At 71.7% G+C, this 20,983-nt stretch carries 12 protein-coding genes and 1 pseudogene; 4 read left to right on the top strand and 9 right to left on the bottom strand.

Annotated features, from left to right (window positions below; all coding sequences use genetic code 11):
- The coding region (locus L1885_RS07990; protein WP_372481887.1) for a DUF6745 domain-containing protein at positions 1-661 on the top strand (661 nt) is incomplete at its 5' end.
- A 169-nt stretch (positions 662-830) separates the two neighbouring features.
- On the opposite strand, the gene L1885_RS07985 is transcribed toward L1885_RS07990, so the two are convergent.
- Positions 831-1,760 (bottom strand): carbohydrate kinase family protein, encoded by a 930-nt coding sequence (locus tag L1885_RS07985; RefSeq protein ID WP_235796304.1) that lies wholly within the window; start codon positions 1,758-1,760, stop codon positions 831-833.
- A gap of 597 nt (positions 1,761-2,357) precedes the next feature.
- Between L1885_RS07985 and L1885_RS07980 the strand changes: the two genes are divergently transcribed.
- The gene (locus L1885_RS07980; RefSeq protein WP_235796303.1) at positions 2,358-3,566 is read left to right on the top strand and encodes an MBL fold metallo-hydrolase; all 1,209 of its coding nucleotides are present in this window, start codon (positions 2,358-2,360) and stop codon (positions 3,564-3,566) included.
- A 342-nt stretch (positions 3,567-3,908) separates the two neighbouring features.
- Here L1885_RS07980 and L1885_RS07975 read toward each other — a convergent pair whose 3' ends face one another.
- The 5 genes from L1885_RS07975 to L1885_RS07955 all read right to left on the bottom strand — a co-directional run bounded on the left by L1885_RS07975 (position 3,909) and on the right by L1885_RS07955 (position 10,564).
- On the bottom strand, positions 3,909-4,094 hold the full coding sequence (locus L1885_RS07975) for a hypothetical protein (RefSeq protein WP_235796302.1): 186 nt from the start codon (positions 4,092-4,094) through the stop codon (positions 3,909-3,911).
- 629 nt (positions 4,095-4,723) lie between these two features.
- Positions 4,724-5,173, bottom strand: coding sequence for a winged helix DNA-binding protein (locus tag L1885_RS07970; protein ID WP_235796301.1), 450 nt, complete (start codon positions 5,171-5,173; stop codon positions 4,724-4,726).
- The gene (locus L1885_RS07965; protein ID WP_235796300.1) at positions 5,170-5,664 is read right to left on the bottom strand and encodes a MarR family winged helix-turn-helix transcriptional regulator; all 495 of its coding nucleotides are present in this window, start codon (positions 5,662-5,664) and stop codon (positions 5,170-5,172) included. Before L1885_RS07965 ends, L1885_RS07970 begins: the two co-directional genes overlap by 4 nt.
- A 416-nt stretch (positions 5,665-6,080) precedes the next feature.
- A complete protein-coding gene (locus L1885_RS07960) occupies positions 6,081-7,694 on the bottom strand; it encodes a DUF5010 domain-containing protein (protein WP_235796299.1) in 1,614 nt (537 codons plus the stop codon).
- A 53-nt stretch (positions 7,695-7,747) separates the two neighbouring features.
- Positions 7,748-10,564, bottom strand: coding sequence for a fascin domain-containing protein (locus L1885_RS07955; protein ID WP_235796298.1), 2,817 nt, complete (start codon positions 10,562-10,564; stop codon positions 7,748-7,750).
- A 603-nt stretch (positions 10,565-11,167) separates the two neighbouring features.
- Here L1885_RS07955 and L1885_RS07950 point away from each other — a divergent pair.
- A complete protein-coding gene (locus L1885_RS07950) occupies positions 11,168-15,166 on the top strand; it encodes a sugar-binding domain-containing protein (protein ID WP_235796297.1) in 3,999 nt (1,332 codons plus the stop codon).
- A 213-nt stretch (positions 15,167-15,379) separates the two neighbouring features.
- Here the strand turns inward: L1885_RS07950 and L1885_RS07945 are convergent, their stop codons facing one another.
- Entirely contained in the window at positions 15,380-16,369 is a 990-nt protein-coding gene (locus L1885_RS07945) for a DUF6924 domain-containing protein (protein WP_235796296.1), read from the bottom strand.
- Between the two features lie 467 nt (positions 16,370-16,836).
- Here L1885_RS07945 and L1885_RS07940 point away from each other — a divergent pair, with 467 nt between their 5' ends.
- On the top strand, positions 16,837-17,595 hold the full coding sequence (locus tag L1885_RS07940) for an SDR family oxidoreductase (RefSeq protein ID WP_235796295.1): 759 nt from the start codon (positions 16,837-16,839) through the stop codon (positions 17,593-17,595).
- Between the two features lie 711 nt (positions 17,596-18,306).
- Here L1885_RS07940 and L1885_RS07935 read toward each other — a convergent pair.
- Together L1885_RS07935 and L1885_RS07930 are read right to left on the bottom strand one after the other, a co-directional pair.
- Positions 18,307-20,274 (bottom strand): FHA domain-containing protein, encoded by a 1,968-nt coding sequence (locus L1885_RS07935; protein ID WP_308117290.1) that lies wholly within the window; start codon positions 20,272-20,274, stop codon positions 18,307-18,309.
- Positions 20,275-20,450: 176 nt separating this feature from the next.
- Positions 20,451-20,983: pseudogene (locus L1885_RS07930) on the bottom strand (serine/threonine protein kinase); the annotation flags it as partial.

The following is a 20,983-nucleotide window of genomic DNA, read 5'->3' as shown; positions in this document are numbered from 1 at the left end:
CGGCACGTCGGTCCTGAGGGAGGGGCAGGTCGTACTGTCCCGGCTCCCCGTCGTCGAAGTGCACGAGTCGCTGCCCTTCGTCTCCCGCTACTGGCTCGCCGCCTTCGAGGGCCGCACGCAGCGGCTCGCGGGACTCGCCGCGGTGGCCGAGAACGCCGGCTGGTGGTGGCCGTTCGAGCGGGCCGTCGTCGTCTGCGAACGGCCCGTCGAACTGCACCGAGACGAGGCCGGGCGCCTCGACCGGGGCGACGGCCCGGCACTCGCCTACGCCGACGGCTTCGCCCTGCACGCCTGGCGCGGCATGCCCGTCCCGGCCGAGTTCCACGCGGAGCTGGCCTCGCTGACACCCGCGCGCATCCGCACCGAGGAGAACGCGGAACTGCGGCGCGTGATGCTGGAGTACTACGGCTACGACCGCTATCTGGACGAGTCCGGTGCCACCCCCGTCCAGGACGACGAGACGGGCCGCCTGTGGCGCATCCGCCTCGACGACGACGAGGACGTCGTGATGGTGGAGGTCGTCAACGCCACGCCCGAGCCGGACGGCACGCACCGCACGTACTGGCTCCGCGTGCCGCCCGCCACCCGTACGGCGCGCCAGGGCGTCGCGTGGACCTTCGGGGTCGAGGAGGCCGACTACGCCCCGGCACGCCAGACCTGACAACGCCTCGGGGGCACCCCCGCCCGCGGGCCCGGGCCGGCCTCCGGGCCGGACCGACTCTCGATGGGGCCGCCTGCGAGCACCCGCCCCCGGGCCGCGTGGTGTGGTGCCGCAGACCGCGTCGTCGATCGTGCGGGAGGTGCGAACGGAGAGACGGGGCGACGACCCCTCAGCGTGCGGGCCGCAGCAGTTCCTCGCGGTCGATCAGGGCCGCCGGGCCCTGCCCGGTGCAGGCGAACGCACCGGCCCGGGCGCCGAGTACGGCGCACTCCTCCAGGTCGCGCCCCGTCAGCCGGCCGTAGAGGAAGCCGCACACGTAGGCGTCACCCGCGCCGTTGGAGTCGACCACCGGCGCGGGCGGCACGGTGGCGGCGATCGGCCGGGGCGAGCGGCTGCCCTCCCGCGTCATCAGATAGGACCCTCCCGCTCCCGCCGTCGCCACGACGACCTCGGCCCGGCCCTCGCGCAGGATCTCCTTCATCACGGCCGCGATCCGGGCGCCCGCACCCGTCGCGCTGAGGAAGACCACGTCCGCTCTCAGGGCGAACTCCCTCTGCATCGTGCTCAGCCCGTCCCAGTCCTGCAGGTCGGTCGATACGGGCACCCCGGCCTGCGTGATGTCGTCGAAGAGGTGGCGTGCGAAGTCGACGACCGACAGGTGCACGTGACGGGCACGGCGCAGGTGCCCGAGATAGAAGTCCCGGGGCATCCGCAGGCCCCCGGGCTCGCGCGCGTCCTGGAAGGACATGCGCCGGCCCGTGCGTTCCACCAGGCTCACGGCCCGGCGGGTGCCCGCGGGCGACGTCAGCGCTTCGAAGTCGACGCCGCCCTCGGCGAGCCGGGCGCGCACCTGCTCGCCCGTCCAGTCGTCGCCGACGAAGTCCAGGAACTTCACGGACAGTCCGAGGGCCCGGCAGCCCAGGGCCACGTTTCCGCCGGTGTGGCCCGGCCACTCGTGTATGGCGTGCACGTCCACCGAGTCGGCGAGGGGCACGGGCAACGAGTCGACCCGGACCACGGTGTCCACGCCGCTGCCCCCGACGACGAGCACGTCGTGACCCGCCCCGTCCGCTGCCTCGTCGCTCGGCTGGTCCGTCACAGCGTTCCTCTCGCGTCGGTACTCCCCGCTCGTTCCGGGCATGGTGACGTGCCGGGGTGAACCCGCAGACGACGTCATCTGAACGGCGAATCCCGACACCCTACTCATCGGAGCGCGCGGGGTCGCCGCGGCCCCGTGAGCGCGCGACCGGGGCGCGCGCCGGGAAGCCGCGCGCCGTGATCCGGCCGAAACCCCCACGAGTGGTCGGCCCGGCCAGGACCGGAGCGCGCATCAGGGCCGGCCAGCCGGCCGCCACCACGGCCGACGTGCCTACGCGGGCGGTGTCCAGCCGATGTGCCGGGCCGGCTCCGAGAAGCGGACGATGCGTGTGAGGGCGGCAGGATCCCGCGTCGGCACCACTGCCGTCGCCGCCTCCGACAGCCGGCCGAAAAGTGGACAAACGCGCCCAGGGAGACACCCCGGCACGCCCGCAGTCGCGTGACGGACCCGCCGGCTCCGCCTCCGACCGGCCCTCCGACCCCCGCAGACGTCTCCCGCGCGGCTCACGCTCCGGCACACGGACCCGTAAACGGGGAATCCTCCGGGCTCCGGATACGTTCTGAGGCTGTGGAAAGCTCCGGAAACACAGGAGGTGCCGTGCCGGCGCCCGGCTCGTCCCCATCGACCAGATCCGCCCGTCCGCGACTGCGCGCGTACCGTCCCGACGCCTTCGGCGCCGACTCCACGGGGGAGCGCCTCGCGCGCATCCGCCGCTCGCCGCACTTCTCGGACGGCACGTTCAAGAACCCCGACGGCACGGCACGGACCCGCCCCTCGGGTTCGCCCCTCGACCTCGCGAAGGTCTACTTCGACAAGGAGTCGCGCGCCCGGCGGTCCCCGTCCGGCACCCTCCCCGTCCACCCCACCACCCTCGTGGACATCGCCGAGCCCCCGGCCTCCGGGCTTCGGCTGACCTGGATGGGCCACTCCAGCGTGCTGGCGGAGATCGACGGCGCCCGCGTGCTGTTCGACCCGGTCTGGGGGGAGCGCTGCTCGCCGTTCAACTTCGCCGGTCCCAAGCGCCTGCACCCCGTGCCGGTCCCGCTGGCCTCCCTGGGTCCGGTGGACGTCGTCGTGATCTCCCACGACCACTACGACCACCTGGACATGCCCACCATCAAGGCGCTCGCCGGCACGGACACGGTCTTCGCGGTGCCTCTGGGCGTCGGCGCGCACCTGGAGCGGTGGGGCGTCGACCCGTCCCGCCTGCGCGAACTCGACTGGCAGGAGTCCACGCAGGTCGCGGGCGTCCGGCTGACGGCCACGCCGGCCCGCCACTTCTGCGGCCGCGGCATCCGCAACAAGCAGCACACCCTGTGGGCCTCCTGGGCCGTCGTCGGCTCGGAGCACCGGATCTACCACAGCGGCGACACCGGCTACTTCAGCGGCTTCAAGGACATCGGCGCCGCGCACGGACCGTTCGACGTGACGATGATCCAGATCGGTGCCTACTCCGAGTACTGGCCCGACATCCACATGACTCCCGCCGAGGGGCTGCGCGCCCACCTCGACCTGCAGGGCGGCTCGCCGGCCGGGGTGCTGGTCCCGATCCACTGGGGCACGTTCAACCTGGCGCCGCACGCCTGGGCGGAGCCGGGGGAGTGGACGAAGTACGAGGCGGAGGAGGCCGGCCAGGCGGCGGCGTTCCCGCGCCCGGGCGAGCCGTTCGAGCCGGCGGGCGAGTTGCCGGTGGCGGCGTGGTGGCGCGAGGTGTCCGGCCGGGTCGCGCAGCCGTGGCGCCGGGCACGGAATGCCGGGACCGCTGATGACAGTGAAGGTGAGAGGGACCTGGTGAGTGATCGGTGACGTGGGCGCCTTGTATGCAGGACGGCGGTTGTATGGCCAGGCGCCGGGCTTCGGCATAGACCTCGCTGTCTTCCGTCGGGGTGCATGGTGAAGCAGGCGAGGAACGGCTGGGCCTCGGTGGTGGTGTGCTTCTGCGCGAGTCCGCCGACCCGCTGCCGGATGAGCTGGAAGAGTGATGACGGACTCGACGGTGCCGGTCCCAACGGGCTGGTCCCGTCGGCATGACCGGGCACGAGTGCTCTCACGCCAGCTGTAGTTCGGGCGTCTACGCTGGTCGGCGCTGTGCGGGGCCGGTCGCGCACGCAGTACGGCCAAGGTGCGGTGTGGGGTGCGACCGGTGAGTCAGTGGTGGATGTGCACCCAGCCGTCTCGCAGGGCCACCGCGAATACCAGGAGGCCTACCGCTGCAACCAGCGTGGACGCGGGCGCGATGCGGGTGAGCAACGCCGGAGGGTTGCGCTTGGTGAACATGCTGGAGACCGCCAGGACCGCGAAGACGGCGGCGAAGGCTTGAAGTATCAGCGTCATCCCGGCGAACGACATCGGGTTCCTGCCTGCCTGTCTGCTCGGTCGAGCGGTTCTGGTTGAACTCGGCTTCAGGGTCGTCCCGGAGGAGTCGGTGGAGTCCGACACTACGGCGGACCGAGTCGAGTGCGCCTGTACGCGCAGCGTCCCACACGGTGGCACCGGTTCTTCGGAATCATCTGACGCGGTCCGCCAAGCAGGAGTGGTTCCGTGCGCGCGAGGTAGCCGTCGATCAGGCGGGGGTGGCAGTGCAGCTTCTGGCTGCTCTTGACCACCCGCTGGCTGCTCTTGACCATCCGCGTCGCCCGGCCGAGGTTCGCCGCCGCTCGATTGCCGATGCCACCCCGGCCCGGCAGAGCCGGCTGTCCCGGAGTCCGTGGTCCCAAGGCGCTCCGGTGGGACACTGTCGAGACGGACGGGCCTGGGCGAGACCGATCGTGGCGTAGTCGGCGACGTTGCGCACGGCGGTCTCGCTCAGTTCCCGCGCGGTGACCATGGGGGCCAGGCTGGTACTCACCGCGCGTCCCCGTCGGCCTCCGACGGGCCGCCGACGGGGCGCAGTTCGTCGCCACGCCGAAGGGGGCCGGCCCGTCTCGCCCGTGATCGCAGTAGGTTGCGGGCCGTTCGCCAGGTCAGGCGGTCAGCGTCGCAAGCTCCGCGTTGGCCCGCTCGGTGACGAGGTCGAGGACGCGCGTGGCGGCGGCCAGGTCGTCGGCGGGGATCCCGCCCCAGATGCGGGCGGAGACGGGGGCGGTCTCCGCGGCGGTGACGGCGAGCAGTTCGCGCCCCGCGTCCGTCGGGCGAAGATGCGTGCCGTCCACGACGAGCAGCTGCTTGGCCAGCAGTTCGTCGAGGGTGGCGCGGATGTCGGCCGGATCGGCCTTGAGTGAGTTCCGGACCTGGGTGACCAGGTCGTCAGCGGTCTGTGGGGTCTCGGCGGTGAGGGCGGTGCGCAGGGCCACCTGCTGCTGGAACGTGATGCCGTGTCGGTCCAGGACGTGCTCCAGGACGCCGCGAGCTGCGTAGTGCGCCAGGGCGAGGGCGCGGGCGTGGCCGGTGGGTGCGGTGGCGGCGGTGGTCATGGTCTTCTCCTCCGGGTGCTCTGGTCGTCCGGTACGGGTGGAGCGAGAGGTACGTCGAGCAGGGTCGTCAGTTCGTCGGTGAACGCGCGCGTCCGCGGGGCGTCGAGGCCGCCGAGTGGTTCCAGCAGCTGCTGGAGGAGCCCTTGGACGACCGCGACGGCCTGCCGTGCGACGGTCTCTCCGTGCTCGGTGAGGGCGAGTTGTACGGCGCGGGGGTCGCGGGGGTCGCGGGCGCGCTCGAGCAGATCGGCCGACTCCAGGGCGCGCGCCAGCTTCGAGACGTACAGCGCCTCCAGGCCGGTGTGGTCGGCGAGCCGGCGCTGGCTGGGCCGCTCGCCGGCGCGCTGCATGCCGTGCAGTGACGCGACCACGACGTACTGTGCGTGGGTGAGGCCCAGCGGAGCCACCGCGCGGTCGACCGCGACGCGCCACTTGTTGGCAAGCCGCCACACCAGGAAGCCGGGCGTGGGGCTCGATGAACCTTGACTCATACGAAATAGATTACATGGCTACTATGTCCATGGCTACTGTTCACGGCGGGTGCGATGACGGAGGCGACGGCGCAGCCGACTCGGTGCCGACGGACCGACCGAACACCTCCAAGGACCTTCAGCGGAACGGCCTCCGTGCCGCTCCATGGTCAACGCCGCGACGCACCGTGCGGTCTGCAATGGTCAGCAAGTCGCCAAGGTGATCATGAGGCGGCCCGTGGCTGCCCTGCCAGGTGCCGCAGTCCGTCACACTCCGACCAGCCGGACGGTCCCCGAACCCGCAACCGGCGTGCCGCGGGGACGGGGCGGGGCCGAGGTGTTGCAGTCTGTCCACGAGGGCGGGCATCCCGGCATGACGGAGCCGCCGGCCGCTGGGCGTGGTGGCCGGGCGGCCGACGGCTCGCAGGCGGGTCGGGTCAGGAGCGACGAGCCGTCCAGTAGTTGAGGTTGAAGTTCCCCGTTAGAAATTCGATGCGAACGGTGTGGTACGTGCCGGCGGCGAAGCTGAACGTGCCGGCGTCGATGGTCTGGTATGTCTGCCAGTCGCCGGTGTTGGGGACGGTGACGGTGGGGCCGGGCTGTCCGTCGATGACGAACCGCATCCTCCCGGTGGCGTTGGTGGAGGCGACGCGGGCCTGGAGGTTCACGGTTCCCTGCAGGGGCAGATCCTGCCATTGCAGCCATTCGCCGCCGGCGATGGCGCCGACGTTCCAGCCGCCCCCTGCGTCCGAGGTGGTCTGTATGTCGATGCCGCCGTCGCGGTAGGCCCCGTACTGGTTGCCCGAGGTGGTGTCGCTGTAGCTGTCGGCTGTCTCGGCTTCGACGCGCAGAGCCGCGGGGAACGGAGTGCGGGAGTAGCGGCGCATGATGTTGATCATCTGGCCGGGGTAGTCGGTGTGCCGCTGGTCGTAGCTGCCCTCGGCGGTGCGGGTGAGGGCGGCGTTCTCCTGCCAGTCGGTGAACCCTTCGACCAGGGTCAGCTTGGCGCCCGCGCCGGCGGTGGCCGCGAGGTTGGCGGACAGGGTCTGCCCGTGGTCGGGGTCGATGTTCATGTTGGTGGATCCGGCCGCGAAGTGGAAGCCGGGCACGGCGACACCGTAGGTGGCTCCGTTGAAGGAGGTCATGCTGCGGCCGTTGCCGGGGACGGCGAACCATCCGTCGGCGCCGCCGATCTGGGCACTGACCGACGGGTCCTCGGAGAGCCAGCTGTTGTCGACCACGAAGTAGGGGTCGACGCCGAACTCGGATTGTGCGTGGGAACGGACGTAGGAGAGCATTTTCGCGGCATTGCCGTTGCCCTGGCCGGTGAACGCGAAGTCGGAGATGGACCATTCGTAGACCAGGGGCCGGCCGTCGACCTTGAAGCGCATGCTGTCGGGCACGGCGGCGTAGAAGGTCCGCAGGTTGTTGTCCCAGAAGTACTGGTGGCCGCCCTCGCCCGCTCCGGTGGTGTCGCCGATGTCGAAGGGCGGACTGTAGCCGCCGGTGTGGTGTTTGACCTGGTTCTTCTTGTCGGTCAGGGAGGCAGGAGTGTCGTCGAAAGCGGCGATCTTGAGCTGTCCCGAGACGCCGCGGCGGTTGATGGCGTCGACCAGGCCGGTGAGGATGCGGGGGTCTCCGCCGCCGTTGGGCTGGGCGGAGCCGGGAACGTAGCCGCGGACGTCGACGGCGACGAAGTCGACCCCGGCGGAGACGAGTTCCTCGACGTAGTCGTCCCAGAAGCCGCTGAGGTCGGCCGTCGTCGACTTGTACAGGGGAACGTTGTATATGGCGTTGCCCTGGTTGTTGTACGGGGGGCCTGCCAGGGTGCCGGTGTCCATGCCGAAAGTGACGCCCAGGTAGCCGGTGGTGGCGGCGTCCCGGTGAGGCAGGAGCGCGCCCCCGCGGTCGGTGACCTGCCGGGGGCGTGCCGGGGCCACGGGTGCGGCGATGCTGGTGGTTGCTGTGGCGAGCAGCGCTCCAGCCAGGAGGGGAACGGCCAGCAGGAAGCCGTGCCGACGCGCTGGTGCGCGGAACCTACGGGATGTCACGCGGGTGCTCCTTCGCGGAATGTGGGGGGCCTGCAGGCGGCGCTCGGGGCCGGTCAGTCGGTGATGAGGTCGAATTCCTCCCACGGGCCGATCGCGGTGCGGTTGGCGATGAGCGGATCGGCCCCGGCGTTGTCGGCGGTGACGTAGTCTCCGTTGACCCGGGCCTTGAGGCTGACGCTGCCGTCACCGTTGTGGATCAGCTGGAACTGCTCCCAGGTGCCGACCGAGTCCACCTTGGCCAGCAGGGGCGCCGCACCCGCGTTGTCGGCGGTGACGTACTTGTCGTTGGCGTGCGCGCGCAGTGCGATGTATCCGCCGCCCTGGTCGATCTCGTCGAACTGCTCCCACTGGCCGATCGCGGTGCGGTTGGCGATGAGCGGGTCGGCGCCGGCGTTGTCGGCGGTGACGTAGTTCCCGTTGGCGTGCGCCTTGAGCGAGATCACCGAGCCGCTCGGCGGCGGGGTGGTGCCGCTGCCGCTGCCGCCGCCGTCGAGGCCGATCTGCACGCCGCCCAGGTGCTTGGCGCCGGTGGCCGGCGAGCCGGAGACTGCGGCGAACGGGAGCCCGGTGGTGGGCGCGGAGACCTTCTCGACCAGGTAGGACTGGCCGGAGCTGACCGGCACGTTGAACGTTCCCGAGGTGGTGGCCGACACGACGACGGCGTTGCTCGATCCGTTCGCCACCTGGACCGACTGGCCGGGCCAGGGGTTGCGCACCTTCATGGTCCCCGACGACCCGGCCTGGATGGCGACCGTGACCGGGGTGCCGCCCTGTACCTGGACATCGACCTTGGTGTTGCCCTGCACCGAGACCGTACCGCTGACGTCCCAGCCGGCCGGCCAGGCCGGGGCGATCCGCAGTGTGCCGTCGTAGTCCTGCACCAGCGCCTCGTTCAGCGCGGTGGCGACGCCCGACGCCTGCTCGATGTACGCCTCGGTGCCGACCGTGTTGCCGAGGTCGGCCAGCCCGTTGATGTAAACCTGGTGGCTCTGCGTGATCGACACCAGCTTCGAGGCGACCTCGCTCGCCATGCCGAGCCTCGCGGCCTGGATGGCGTCCATGTTCCAGTCGTTGCCGGTTCCGTAGAACACCCGATGGTTGTATGTGCGGACCGCCAGATCGTGCAGCGCTCCGGGGTCGTCTGTGATCTGGTTCCACGGCCAGACCGGCTCCAGGTCGATGTTCTCCCCGTTCCTGATCGTCGCGGTCGGCTGGTAGGACCAGGCGATGACGTCGTTGTTGGAGGAGTCCGCGGAGGCGGGCAGCAGTTGGGTGTGGCCGAAGTCGGTGCGCGCCCACGGCGGGATCTGCCCGATCGCGGTGTTCAGCTGCGACTGCAGGGAGGTGTCGGTGCCCAGCAGTTGGGCGGCCTTGATCACGACGGGGAAGAGCGCGGCGTCGGCCGTCAGGTCGGTGGTCGGGTCCTGCACCGCCCACTGCGTCTCGTGCGCGTTGGCGACCGCGTGCAGCTTCCCGTCGGAGCCGACCTTCTGGTATGCGAGCAGGAAGACCGCGGAGTCGCGCATCACGGGGTAGAACGAACGCAGGAAGTCCAGGTCACCTGTGTCCTGGTACTGCTGCCAGGCGTAGAGGCTGATCTCCGGGCCTGAACTGATGTCCAGGGCGTTCCAGTTGGGGCTGCCCGGCTCGCTGCAGGCCGCGTTGGCGCCGGGGGAGGGGTCGCCGCCGTTGCCGTTGAAGCGCATCACCTCGGGGACGCAGGCTCCGGGCAGGCCGCCCATCTGCTGCTTGGTCCACGCCTCGATGCCGGGCAGTGCGTTCTTGTACAGGTTGAAGATCGGGGTGTTCAGGGCGAAGTTGCCGCTGCTCATGTTCGCCGAGATCTGGGTGCGCAGGTTCCACAGCCACGTCTCGGAGGGGGTCCAGTTCTGGTGGTCCTGGCCGAAGTTGAACATGTCCGCGACTCCGGCCTGGCTGCCCGGGATGGTGCCGCGCATCGAGGCGGCCTCCATGAACAGGTACAGGGTGCGCAGCGTCTCCATGTACTGGGCCTGGCCGTCGGAGGAGTTGGCCTCCAGGATCCCGCTGCCCGCCCAGAAGCTGGACCACCAGCCGGTTTGCGAGGACATCAGCGAGGACTCCGCCGCGGTGGCGTCCGAGCCGAGCAGGCCTGCCGCGGTGCTGGCGGCGTTGCCGCCGGTCCAGGTGGGGGCGCCGACGACGACCCGGTACGAGCCGTCGGCGTTCGGCGTGAACGTGGTCTTCACCTGGGTCGAGTTGACCACCGAGGTGGACACGTTGCGGCCGCCCGCGGTGATCGCGGCCAGCGAGCCGAAGGTGCGGCCGGAGTTGCCGGCCTCCTGGTTGTCCACCCAGGTCTCGGCGAGCGTGCCGATCGAACCGGAGGTCGCCGCCTGCGGGCTGCGGCCCGACCACAGGCTGACGGTGGCGCTCTGCTGGGTGCCGGGGTCGGCGCCGGTGACATCGACGATCAGCTCGTCCTTGGTCGCCGACACCCATGCCTTCAGGGTCATGCCGCCGCCGGACTCGTTGAGCACGCCGCTGTACAGGTCCAGCGAGCCCTTGAAGTCGGACGCCCCGGTCAGTGCGGACAGGCCCGGGATCTGCACCTGTCCGGGCGACTTGCGGCCGGGCAGCGTGTCGGAGCGGTTGAGCTGTGCGGTGAAGCCGCCGGCCGCCCACGCGGCCACGCCCAACGAGCCGTTGCCGAGCGGCAGTGACTGGGCGGCGGCGGTGTTCGCCTTGCCGAGGACGATGTTGGAGCGGCGCACCACGTTGGGGGTGTCGACGTGGAAGCTGCCGTTCTGCCAGGCGGTGGTCGCCGTGGCGGCCTCGGCCGGCGGCGCAGCGGCTGGTACGAGGAAGCTCGCGGCCAGGAGTGCCGTCACGGCAAGCGGAAGTGATCGGATCATTCGCGGACGCCAAGACGTGCGGTGCCGTTGAAGCATGGATGCTCCCGGGGTGAGTCGCACAACGCGTGGGGGTCGGCCCGTCGTAGACACGGGGAAATGAGCGAGGCTCACAGTGTCGCTGAGGCGAGAGGGTGTCAAGACATCCGACCTGTATACATCCGATGTACTCGGATCGCGCTCACCGCTGCGGACCCGCGAACCGTGAGCAGGGGCGGGCAGCGGCCTCCGGGGGAGGGTCCCGGCGCAGGTCACCGCGGCCCCGGAAGGCGGGAGGGACCACCGCGCGCTTGCGGGCGTCGCCCCCGCCGGTCCGGCGTCTCCTCCCGCGGCGCCTCTGCTCCTTCCCCTGTCATCCGATCTTGCGTCGGGCGGCGCGCAGAAAACGCTGTCTCAGGGCTTGACCCTCGAAATGCCCCGCAACAAACTCCTGCCGGGGCCATTTGCTCCGATGTTTCTGTGACTTCACGCAAAACATGCCCGGCGCCGTTCGAGGTGCGCGGGTGGTTGCGACCGCCTCCCGTGCCGGCCGTGGCTGAGGCCGCGTCCCGGAGCGGTGCGGGGCGCCTGGGGAAGGAAGCCATGAACAGTCAGCCCACACAGGCCGGTTCGGCCCTCGTCCCGACCCGCCGGCAGGCGCTCACGCTCGGCGCTGCGACCGTCGCCGCTCTGGGACTCCAACGCCTCGGCGCCGCACACGCCGACGCCCCCGGCCGGCCGGGGGGCCGGCTGAGCGGGGACAGGGTGCTTCAATCGCTGAACGGCACCTGGGACTTCCTGCCCGCCACGGCCGGTGCCGCCTACCCACCGCCGGCCACTGGCTGGGCCGGCATACCGGTCCCGGCCGAGTGGAACATGAACTCCGGCCCGTTCGAGACCGATTGGAACGCCTACGACCTCTTCGGGACGCCCGCCGACTGGAACGACGTGGACACCGCCTGGTACCGGCGGACCGTCACCGTGCCCGCCAAGGCGAAGGGGCAGCGGATCGTGCTGCGCTTCGAGGCGGTCAACTTCGAGGCCACCGTGTTCTTCAACGGTGCCCGGGTCGCCTCCCACCAGGACGGCCTGCTGCCGTTCGAGGCCGACGTCACCGGCCACGTCACCTTCGGTGCCGCGAACACCGTGCATGTACTCGTGCGTTCGCCCGGCGCGGCGGCCCGCCAGTCCGACGGCTTCCACCACCCCGCCGGATCGTGGTGGGGACAGGAGGCGGCCGGGATCTGGCAGGACGTGTGGCTGCTGGCCCGCAACCCCGTCTCCGTCGTCGGCACCGCGGTCGTCACCTCCGTCACGGACAAGAAGCTCACCGCCACGACCGAGCTGCGCAACGACTCCGCCGCCGAGGCCTCCGTACGGGTCGAGCACACCGTGTGGGACGGCGCACGCCAGGTCTTCCGGCTGAGCGGCCGCGCCACGGTGCCCGCCGGAGGCACCGCCACCGTGGCCGCGGCCGCGGGCTGGCGTACCCCGAGGCTGTGGGGGCCGGACGACCCGCACCTGTACGAGCTGCGGGTCGACGTCCGCGGCGCCGCGAACGGCCCGGTGCTCGACTCCGCCGTCGAGCGCTTCGGCTTCCGCGAAGTCACCGTGGACGGACCGGCGCTGCTGCTCAACGGCGAGGCGCTGATGCTGCGCGGCGACTCCTGGCACTACATGGGCTCGGTGCAGAACAGCCGCGCCTACGCCGAGATGTGGATGCGGATGGCGATGGCCGCCGGAGTCAACTACATGCGGCTGCACGCCATGCCGTACCCACCGGTCTACTACGACGTGGCCGACGAGCTCGGCATGCTGATCGTCGGCGAGTCCGGCATCTACGGATCATCGGGCAACTACGCCATGGGCGCCGACGACTTCTGGGCCAACTGCGCCACCCACCTCCGAGACCGGGTGCTCCGCGACCGCAACCACCCCTCGATCATCGCCTGGAGCGCGGAGAACGAGATGCTCGCCGCCTTCGGGCAGAGCTGGGTGCCGCAGGTGGCCGCCCTCAAGGCGCCGGTGCTCGCGCAGGACACCACCCGTCCGGTGTACTTCGAGGGGGACGGGGACCCCCAGGGCATGGGCGACCTGCGCAGTACCCACTACCCGCTGGAGATCACCACCGGAAACACCGCGATACCCGAGTCCGGCCGCGCGCTGGCTCCCGGCCAGTCGCGCGGCGACGAGTGGGACCGCAAGAAGCCGTTCCTGATCAGCGAGTTCAGCTCCATGTACTACGCCAACCCCTCCGACGTCAGCGCGATCGGCGGCCCGGCGGCATACGCCGGCCTCGACGGCCTGTGGTCCGCACACGCGCTGACTTTGCGCGCCCAGATCGAAGGCTTCAGGTACGCCGGGATCACCGCGATCTCGCCGTGGAACACCGTCTGGTACGGAATGCGCCCGCTGCCGTTCAACGGAACGTCGGTGCCGGCCGCCGACCCGAGCGGGTCGGGACCTCGGCTGAAGCGGGTCGGGCCGTACGCGGCCACCCTCAACCCCGGCTTCCAGCGCGGCCTGCCCGACTACGCGCCGAACCCGATCCACGACGCGGTGGCCCGGGTCTTCCAGCCGGTCGCCGCCCTCGCGATGGACTACCGGGCCCACTACTTCGGTGGGAGCACACTGGTCAAGGACCTGATGGTCTGCAACGACACGTCCGGCACGGCGAGGCTGACGGTCGGCTGGACGCTCAGCGGCCGGGGCATCCCCACCCGCAAGGGCTCGACGAGGACCACCGTGCCCCCCACCGGGCGCGGTACCGTCACCGCTAAGCTGGCGCTGCCGAAGGTGGGCAGGCCCACCGCGGTCACCTTGCGGATCAGCGTCAGCGGAGACGGACGGTTCACCGACGACATCGCGCTGACCCTGTACCCGGCCGCTGCCGGAAAGCTCGGCTCCCCGCTCAGGACGGCCGTACTGGAGGGGACGTCCGGCGCCCCCACCACCCGGGCGCTGACCGCGCTCGGCGTCACCGCCAGGACCGTCACCGGCCTCGGGTCGCTGCCCGACCCCGCCTCCGGCGAGGTGCTGGTGGTGGCCGAGGGCGCCGACCCGGCCGCGACCACCGCCGACGGCACCGCGGTGGCCGCCTTCGTCGCGGCCGGCGGACAGGTGCTGATCCTCGCGCAGACCGCGTTCCCGCAGATCCTGCCCTGGCCGCAGTTCACCACCGGCAGCCCGCAGACCGTCACCCATGTCGCCGCGCCGCACCACCCGGTGCTCGCCGGGATCGGCGCCGACGACCTGCGCTGGTGGGGGACCGGGGACGAGACCGTCACCTCCAGGGTGCTCCTCAAACCCCGGTTCGGCAGCCTGCTCTCACTCGCCGACTCCGGGCCCGCGCTGGTCGGCACCGCGCTGGCCGAGGCCAGATTCGGCAAGGGCCGCTATCTGCTCTGCCAGTACCCGGTGGTGGCCGCGCAGGCCGCCGAGCCGGTCGCCGCCGCACTGCTGCGCAACCTGCTCGGGTATCTGGCGCAACCGGCCCTGCCCACCGGCCCGTTGGGTGTTCTGGCCGCCGACGACAAGAGCGCGGCGGTCGTCACCCTGAAGGCCGCCTCCGCCGACCTCACCGTGCTCACCACGATCGACCCCGCCGACCTCGCGGCCCTCGACGTCCTGCTGGTGGACGCCTCCGCCGGCAACGAGGCACCGCTCGCCTCACTGAAGGCGGCGGCCGGCGACGTCACCGCGTGGACCGAGGCCGGCGGCACCCTGTGGATCAACGGCGCCACCCCGGCCACGCTGCCGTCCGTGGCGCCGCTCCTGCCGCCGGGCGCCAAGCTCGACCCGGTGGACGCCGACCACACCCACGGCGCCGTCGTCACCGGCGACTCGGCGCTGACCACCGGCCTGAACAACGCCGACCTGGACCGGCCGGGCGCCGGCGCCCCGCTGGTGTCGTACACCGTCCGGGCCAAGGGCGGACACAGCGCGGTGGACACCCGGGCGGTCGCCTGGACCCTGTTCAGCGCCGGCAACGAGCAGACCAAATACGGCAAGGCCGCACACAGCACCCTCGGCTTCACCCCGGGCAGCGCGCTGTGGCACACGGCCGTGGGCAAGGGCTCGGTGATCGTCGACCAGCTGCTGTGGGCCGACCGGAACGCGCTGCCCGCCCAGGTGGGGCTGGCCTCGCTGCTCGCTGCCAACACCGGAGCCGCCTTCGCCGCCGGAGCGGGCTCGGGCGAGCTGCCGACCGACGGCTGGAAGGGCTTCACCAACCCCGCCGCGGGCAACCCGGCGGACGCCTACGACCGCAATCCCAGCACCCGCTGGACCTCGGCCGCACTCCGCGAGCCGGGCATGTATTACGGCCTCGACCTGGGCGCTCCGCACATGCTGGACAAGATCGTCTGGGATGCCTCCGCATCGAGTGGAGACGCCCCCGACGCGGCCGACCTGCTGGTCTCCACCGATAACACGACCTGGACCACCGTACTCAGCCTCCCCGACACCACCCCGTACACCGCAGGCGGTGTGATGACCCTGACCTTCGGGCCGGTCCAGGCCCGCTACTTCAAGGTCGTCAATACCAAGGCCGCCGGCAAGTACCTGTCCGTCCACGAGATCTACGTCTACGAGACGCGGTAGAACCTGCCCGCTCGCCGATCATGACCGGAGGACTCCGGCGGCGAGTGCGGAACGGTTCTGTCGGGCGTGGTGGCGGTCGACCGGACCGCCACCACTCGTCTGCACCCCTTTGCAAGCGCCTGGGAGAGGCTGCCAGGGCCCGGGCGGGGTGAGCCGGTCGGAGGCGGCCGGTTTCTCCCCTCCTGGACGGCGGTTGGTGGCGGCGGCCGGAGGTCAGGCGTACCAGAAGGGTCCGGCTTCCTCCGCCTCGACGAATTCGTTGAAGTCCATGTTTCCGATCGCCAGGTTGGCGGCCATCGTGGTGATCTTCTGCCAGGGCAGGACAGTGGACTGTCCGGGGGCGTCGTAGAGGTCGACGACGGTCATGGGGCGGCCGGGCCGAGTGAAGGTCCTGGCGTCGGCGAGGACGACCAGCACCGTGTCCGCGCCGGTCGGGATCAACGCCGGGACCTGGCCCGGGCAGAGGTCCTCGAAACGCCGGTCGTCGACGATCAACGTCGGGAACGGGCAGTGCCCCGTGCCGTTCTCCTCTGCCTCTGCCTCTGCCTCTGTCTCTGCGGCGGCGCCCCCGCCGACGGACCTGTCCGTATCCGCGCCGGGCATGCCGTTCCCGTCCGGGCCCCCGAGTTCGTGGAGGAGTGCCTGCCAGTCGTGCTCGTCCTCGAAGGAGGTGCGGACCAGCAGAGCCGCGTCGGTGGCGGGCAGCGCGGGGAAGGACAGGCGCCGTGCCTGCGGCGGGGTGGGGAAAGCGGGCCGGGCGCCGTCCCCCTGGTACATGCCGTAGGTGTCCATGTCCTGTATCAGATCGCCGAAGGTGCGTTCACCGCCCAGCAGATGGGCGAGGACCTTGGTGAGACGGGCTCCCGGAACCCGGATCCCGCGGCCGGGTATCGAGGCCAGGTCCACCAGCAGCGGGCCGTCTCCGCCATACGCCACGGAGACGTCCGCCAGCACGAGGACCGGCGGGACGCGGCCGCCACTGGGCAGGAGCGTCGGTGCACTTCCGCCGCGCAGGCCGTCCCATTCGGGATTCTCGACCATACGGAGACGGACGCGGGCCTCTTCGAGGACGAGCACGTCACCGTCCCGGCGGCCGCCGACCTCCTCGGGCAGCCCTCCCCACCGGGCTTCACCGCCCTCGTAGGACGTGCAGATCAAGGGGATCTCCCCGGGCGCGGGCTGCGGGAGTTGCGGAAAAGACACGGCCCTCCTTCAAGGTCCGGCACAGGCCGCCGAAAGCCGCCCTCCGAGCGGTGCGGTCGTTCAAGGGAACCACGGGGCGGGGACCGGCGGACGCCCCGCCGGAAGTCCTCCGCCGGTGGTCTTGTGACGCGGGACCGATCATTGGATGCCCGCTGCATCCGGCTCCGGGAGGTCCGGGACTTCGTGGTGATCGTGGTGCACGGGCCCGGGACGCGGGAGCGCGCTCCACGACGTACGCGGTCACGGTGCAGGCGTCCGGCGATACCGTCGAGCCGCGCTGCGGAGGTGTGGTCCGGTCCCGCGTATGTGCTGTGCTGCCGGAGGTGGCGCCGCGTGTGCCCCGCGGACGGCGACGCGCCCGGTGCCCGCGGCGGTGCGCTCGACCCTGATCGAGGCCGCCCGCCTCCGGTGAGACGCGTTCCCTGGCCCGGCGCTCCGGCAGGCGAGGGCGGGAAGGGGCTCCTACCGTGGTCGTGGAGGGGCAGTGGGAGAAACGGGAGGTCCTCGACGTGACCGCATCGCTGGAGGATCGCACGGTACTCGTCGTCGGCCGGGGCAGCGGCATCGCGAGAGCTGTCGTGCTGGCGGCGCGTGCGCAGGGCGCGAGGGTCGTGGTCGCCGGCCGCGACGCGGAGGCTCTCGAGGCGGCCTACGAGGACTCGGGGGTGACCGCCGAGTACCTCGACGTCACCGACGACGCGACGGTCGAGGAGCTGGCCCGCCGACTGGAGCGCGTGGACCATGTCGTCTCCACCGTGTCGGCCCGCGCCCGCGGCCGCCTCGAAGAACTCGACCGCGCCTCCCTGCTCCGGTCCTTCGACACGAAGGTCGTCGGGCCGATCATGCTCGCGAAGGCCTTTGCGGGGCGCATCCCGGACGGCGGTTCGCTCACCCTGTTCTCGGGGGTCGCGGCGTTCAAGCCCGCGGTCGGCTATCTCGGCGTCGCGACGACCAATGGTGCCGCGGACTTCCTCGCCAGGTCGCTCGCTCTGGAGATGGCCCCTGTGCGGGTCAACGCGATCTCCCCGGGCGTCGTCGACACCGGCATCTGGGACTCCCTCGGCGAGGACGGCAAGCGGGCCTACTTCGAGAACCTGCGCGCCAGGAACCCGGCCCGCCGCATCGGCTCGGTGGACGACATCGCCGGAGCCGTCCTGTTCGCGATGACCAACCCGTTCCTCACCGGTGTGACGCTCCGCGTCGACGGCGGGGAGCCCCTGACCTGACGGGTGTCGCCGGACGGCCGCTCAGGTGCCGAGTCGCGGTCTCGCTCCGGCGACGACGCAAGCGAGCCGGCGTTCGAAGCGGCGGGACTGGTTGCCGCGGCGCGCGTGATCCGGCCGCGCACGGTCGAGTACTCCTCGGTCCCCGAGGCCAGGGAGTATCCGGGCGGGCCGCTCGTCCGGGCGCGCCCGGTCACGCCGGCGGGCGACGTCCTGGCGGTGCTGTGTGCCGTCGCACAGATCTGCCCTCCGACCGCCCGCGATACGGGGATGTCGGCGGCGGGCCGATCGCTGATCATCACCGTCGCGCTCGGGGACATCGCCGCCTCCGGACTCCTGGTCCTGCGAGGCCGCCCGGGTCCGTGCCCGTGGACAGCCGTCGGCAGGGCGCTGGAACGTGGTGATCGTCCGGGCCGCGGTGGCCGTACGCGGTCACGGCCGGCGGACGGTGTGTCCCGGTGAGGCAACCCACCGTGCGCCGGGAGGGCGCCGCGATGTCACGGCGCCCTCCCGGGGAAGCGACGGAGCGGGGCAGCGCGGAAGCGGGGAAGCAGGGAAGCGGCCGGTGTCCGGCTCTCGGCTCTCGGGTTCTCGGGTTCTCCGGTCCCGGCTCTGCGGCTCGCTCTCCGAATCTCCGCTTCTCCAGGTCCCCCAGTCCCCTCCCGCCCCTCTCCGTCCCGGCGGGGCCCCCGCCTTGTCCGGTGTCTCCGGCCGTCAGGCCGGGGTCAGTGCCGCGGGCGGCTGCGGGTCGGCGTCGGGCTCGGCGGCGCCGCGCGGATCCGCGGGCCGGGGCACGAACACCGGGACGTCCGACTGGTAGAAGAGGTCGATGTCCGCCTCCTCGCCGCCGACGATCAGCGTGTCCCAGGCACCGCTCTCCTGGAGGGTCCGCAGCGTCGAAGGGGCCAGCGTGTGCAGATGGTCGTAGAGCTCCTCGTCCGTGGGCATGCCGGGGAGCCTGGGCGCGAGGCGTTCGCGCACCGCGCGCATGCGCGTGAGCAGCGTGTCGAGATCGGTTCCCGCCGCTTCCGGGGCGAGTGCCGGGTCGCCGGGTGACTGCGGGTCTCTGGGCCCCTGTTCCATGCTGCCGGCGATGACGTCCCTGATGGCGCGGGTCGCTCCCAGGTCGTCCGTCGTGACCATCGCGTTCCACGCGCGGCTCTTGTGCCGGTACTGGAGCATGGACATCGCGGCCTCGTGCCGGATGAAGTCGGCGTCCCGCAGCGGCCTGCCGCGCCAGGCCCGGGACAGCGAGCGGGCGAGCGAAGTGGCCGACGCCAGGCCGCTGTTGAGGCCACGGCCCGGCCAGAAGTGGATGGCGTTCGCCGCGTCGCCCAGCAGGAAGCCGTAGGTCCCCGGGGCCGTCGACGTGGGACGCCTGAGCTGGGCGGTGAAACGCGGGCGCTGCACCATGTCCAGGCGGAACGAGGTGATCGCGGTGAGATCGTCCTCCGGAACGCCGAACAACCGGAGCCCCTCCTGTATCTGCTTCCACAGCGGCGAGCTGCGCAGCAGCGCCGGGAGGAACAGCGTCCCGTGGGTGGGGCACACGAACTCGTTCTCCCCGTCGCGGGCCATCACGCAGGGGCGGGAGGCGATGCACTCCTCGAAGACCTGGCGCACGGGGTCGATGCCCACCACGTTCCTGATCTCGTCGCGGGTGAGGCGCATGTTCAAGAAGCCCTCACCCCGCAGCGAGTTGAGCAGGAACCGGTTCTGCGACACCGTGAGGAGCACGCTCATCGGGTCCGGCAGCGACGACTTGACGCGCAGGCCGAGCACCACGTCCTGGAGGTGCTCGCCGTCGAGGGAGTAGATGGACGCGTCCGCGGCGCCGAAGCGGTCGCTGAAGTGCTCGCGGGTGCGGGACCTCCCGCCGTCGCAGATCGCGAGGACATGGTCCCGGGCAGGCTGGTCCTCGTTCTCGGCGGGGTCGTAGTTCCGGGGCACCAGCCGGATCGCCCGGCGGGTGTTGGCCAGCTCCAGCAGCCGGTCCTCGATGTACGCGATACGGATGTTGCGCGGCGGCATGCCGTCGACCGAGTCCGGCCCGACCGGCCACATCTCCGAGTACTCGCCCGCGCCGAAGAGAGCGGTGCGCATCTCCTCCGTGAGGGCGAGGTACTGCCGGCTCTGCACGGTGACGACCTGCTGGCGCCGGACATTGCCCTGGCTCGCGTCCTTCCACACCACGCTGGACCCGGAAGTCGTCCAGCGCCCGTCGTGGACGGTGATGGAGACGCGCCCGGGCAGCGCCTCGTCCAGCATCAGCGCGAAGGCGAGCCCCACGGGCCCGCCGCCGGCGACGGTCACGAGCAGTTCGCCCGGGTTCGCGGGAGCGGAGAGCCCCGGCCGGTCGAGGTGGGAGAGGTCCATGACCGTCTCCAGCGCCTCCTGCGTCTCGAACAGGAAGGTCTCGTCGCCGATGCGTATGACGTCCCCGGCCCCGAGCACCTGCCGGGTCACACGGTTGCCGTTGACGTACGTCCCGTTACGGCTGTTGTGGTCGACGAGGACGAACTGGCCGTCCTCCGGGCGGATCTCGGCGTGCAGGCGGGAGGCGCTGGCGCTGACGATGACCACATGGTTGTCGCTCTTGCGCCCGAACCGCAGGGGAGCGGTGCCCAGCACCACGCTCTGCCCTGTGAAAGGGCCCGTGCGTCCAACGATGACCGACGACACTCGTACTCCTTGCGAACGTGCCCGGCCTGCCGGACGCGGCCGCGTCGCGCGGCCGGCCGGCACGCGGGGCGAACCGGGGGTGCCATCCCGGCGGGAGCCGGGATCACGGGAGAGGAACCGGCCCCGGGGTCGGGACCGGTTCGGGAGGGCGGACAGGCACTGCGTGCCGCGGCCCGTCAGCGGGTGAAGGCAGCTCCGTCCGCGGTGTCCGTGCACGTCAGCGAGAACGGCACGGTGTCCGACAGGGCGTGCAGGGGCGACTGGATCTCGACGCCCATGGCGCTGTGCAGGGCGCCGTCCTTCGCGTAGGTCGTCACGCGGATCGTCTCCTGGTGGCTGTGCGGGCCGCCCGCCGGGAACGACAGGGTGTGCCAGCGCGGGTCGACCACCTCGCCGCCCGCCGACACCCAGCGGAAGGAGAACTGCATGGGCAGCCGCGGGACCTGGAAGGTGGCCGTGAAGGCGGGAGCGCCCTGCGCGGAGGGCGGACACGGGCCCGAGTAGGCGGTGTTCGTGCCGGTCACGCCGACCGTCACCGCCTGTCCTGCGGCGGCGCCCGTCCCGTCGCCGTCCGCGGCGGCCGCCGCGCCGTCCGCCTGCGTCGTCGGCGCGCCGGAGGTGGCACCGGAACCCGTCGTGTCCGGGTGGCCGCCGCCCATGCCGAGCGCGTAGCCCACGCCCGCGACGAGCAGCACGGCCGCGGTGGCGG

The sequence above is a fragment of the Streptomyces fuscigenes genome, assembly GCF_021556455.1.
Classification (GTDB): Bacteria; Actinomycetota; Actinomycetes; order Streptomycetales; family Streptomycetaceae; genus Streptomyces; species Streptomyces fuscigenes.
Note: the sequence above shows the minus strand (reverse complement) of the source record. Positions and strands in the feature narration are given on the sequence as shown.

What these genes read in the sequence shown, in the direction of transcription:
- L1885_RS07975 (WP_235796302.1), bottom strand. Translation starts at nt 4,094, where the DNA reads ATGACGCTGATACTTCAAGCCTTCGCCGCCGTCTTCGCGGTCCTGGCG.
- L1885_RS07970 (WP_235796301.1), bottom strand. Translation starts at nt 5,173, where the DNA reads ATGACCACCGCCGCCACCGCACCCACCGGCCACGCCCGCGCCCTCGCC.
- L1885_RS07965 (WP_235796300.1), bottom strand. Translation starts at nt 5,664, where the DNA reads ATGAGTCAAGGTTCATCGAGCCCCACGCCCGGCTTCCTGGTGTGGCGG.
- L1885_RS07950 (WP_235796297.1), top strand. Translation starts at nt 11,168, where the DNA reads ATGAACAGTCAGCCCACACAGGCCGGTTCGGCCCTCGTCCCGACCCGC.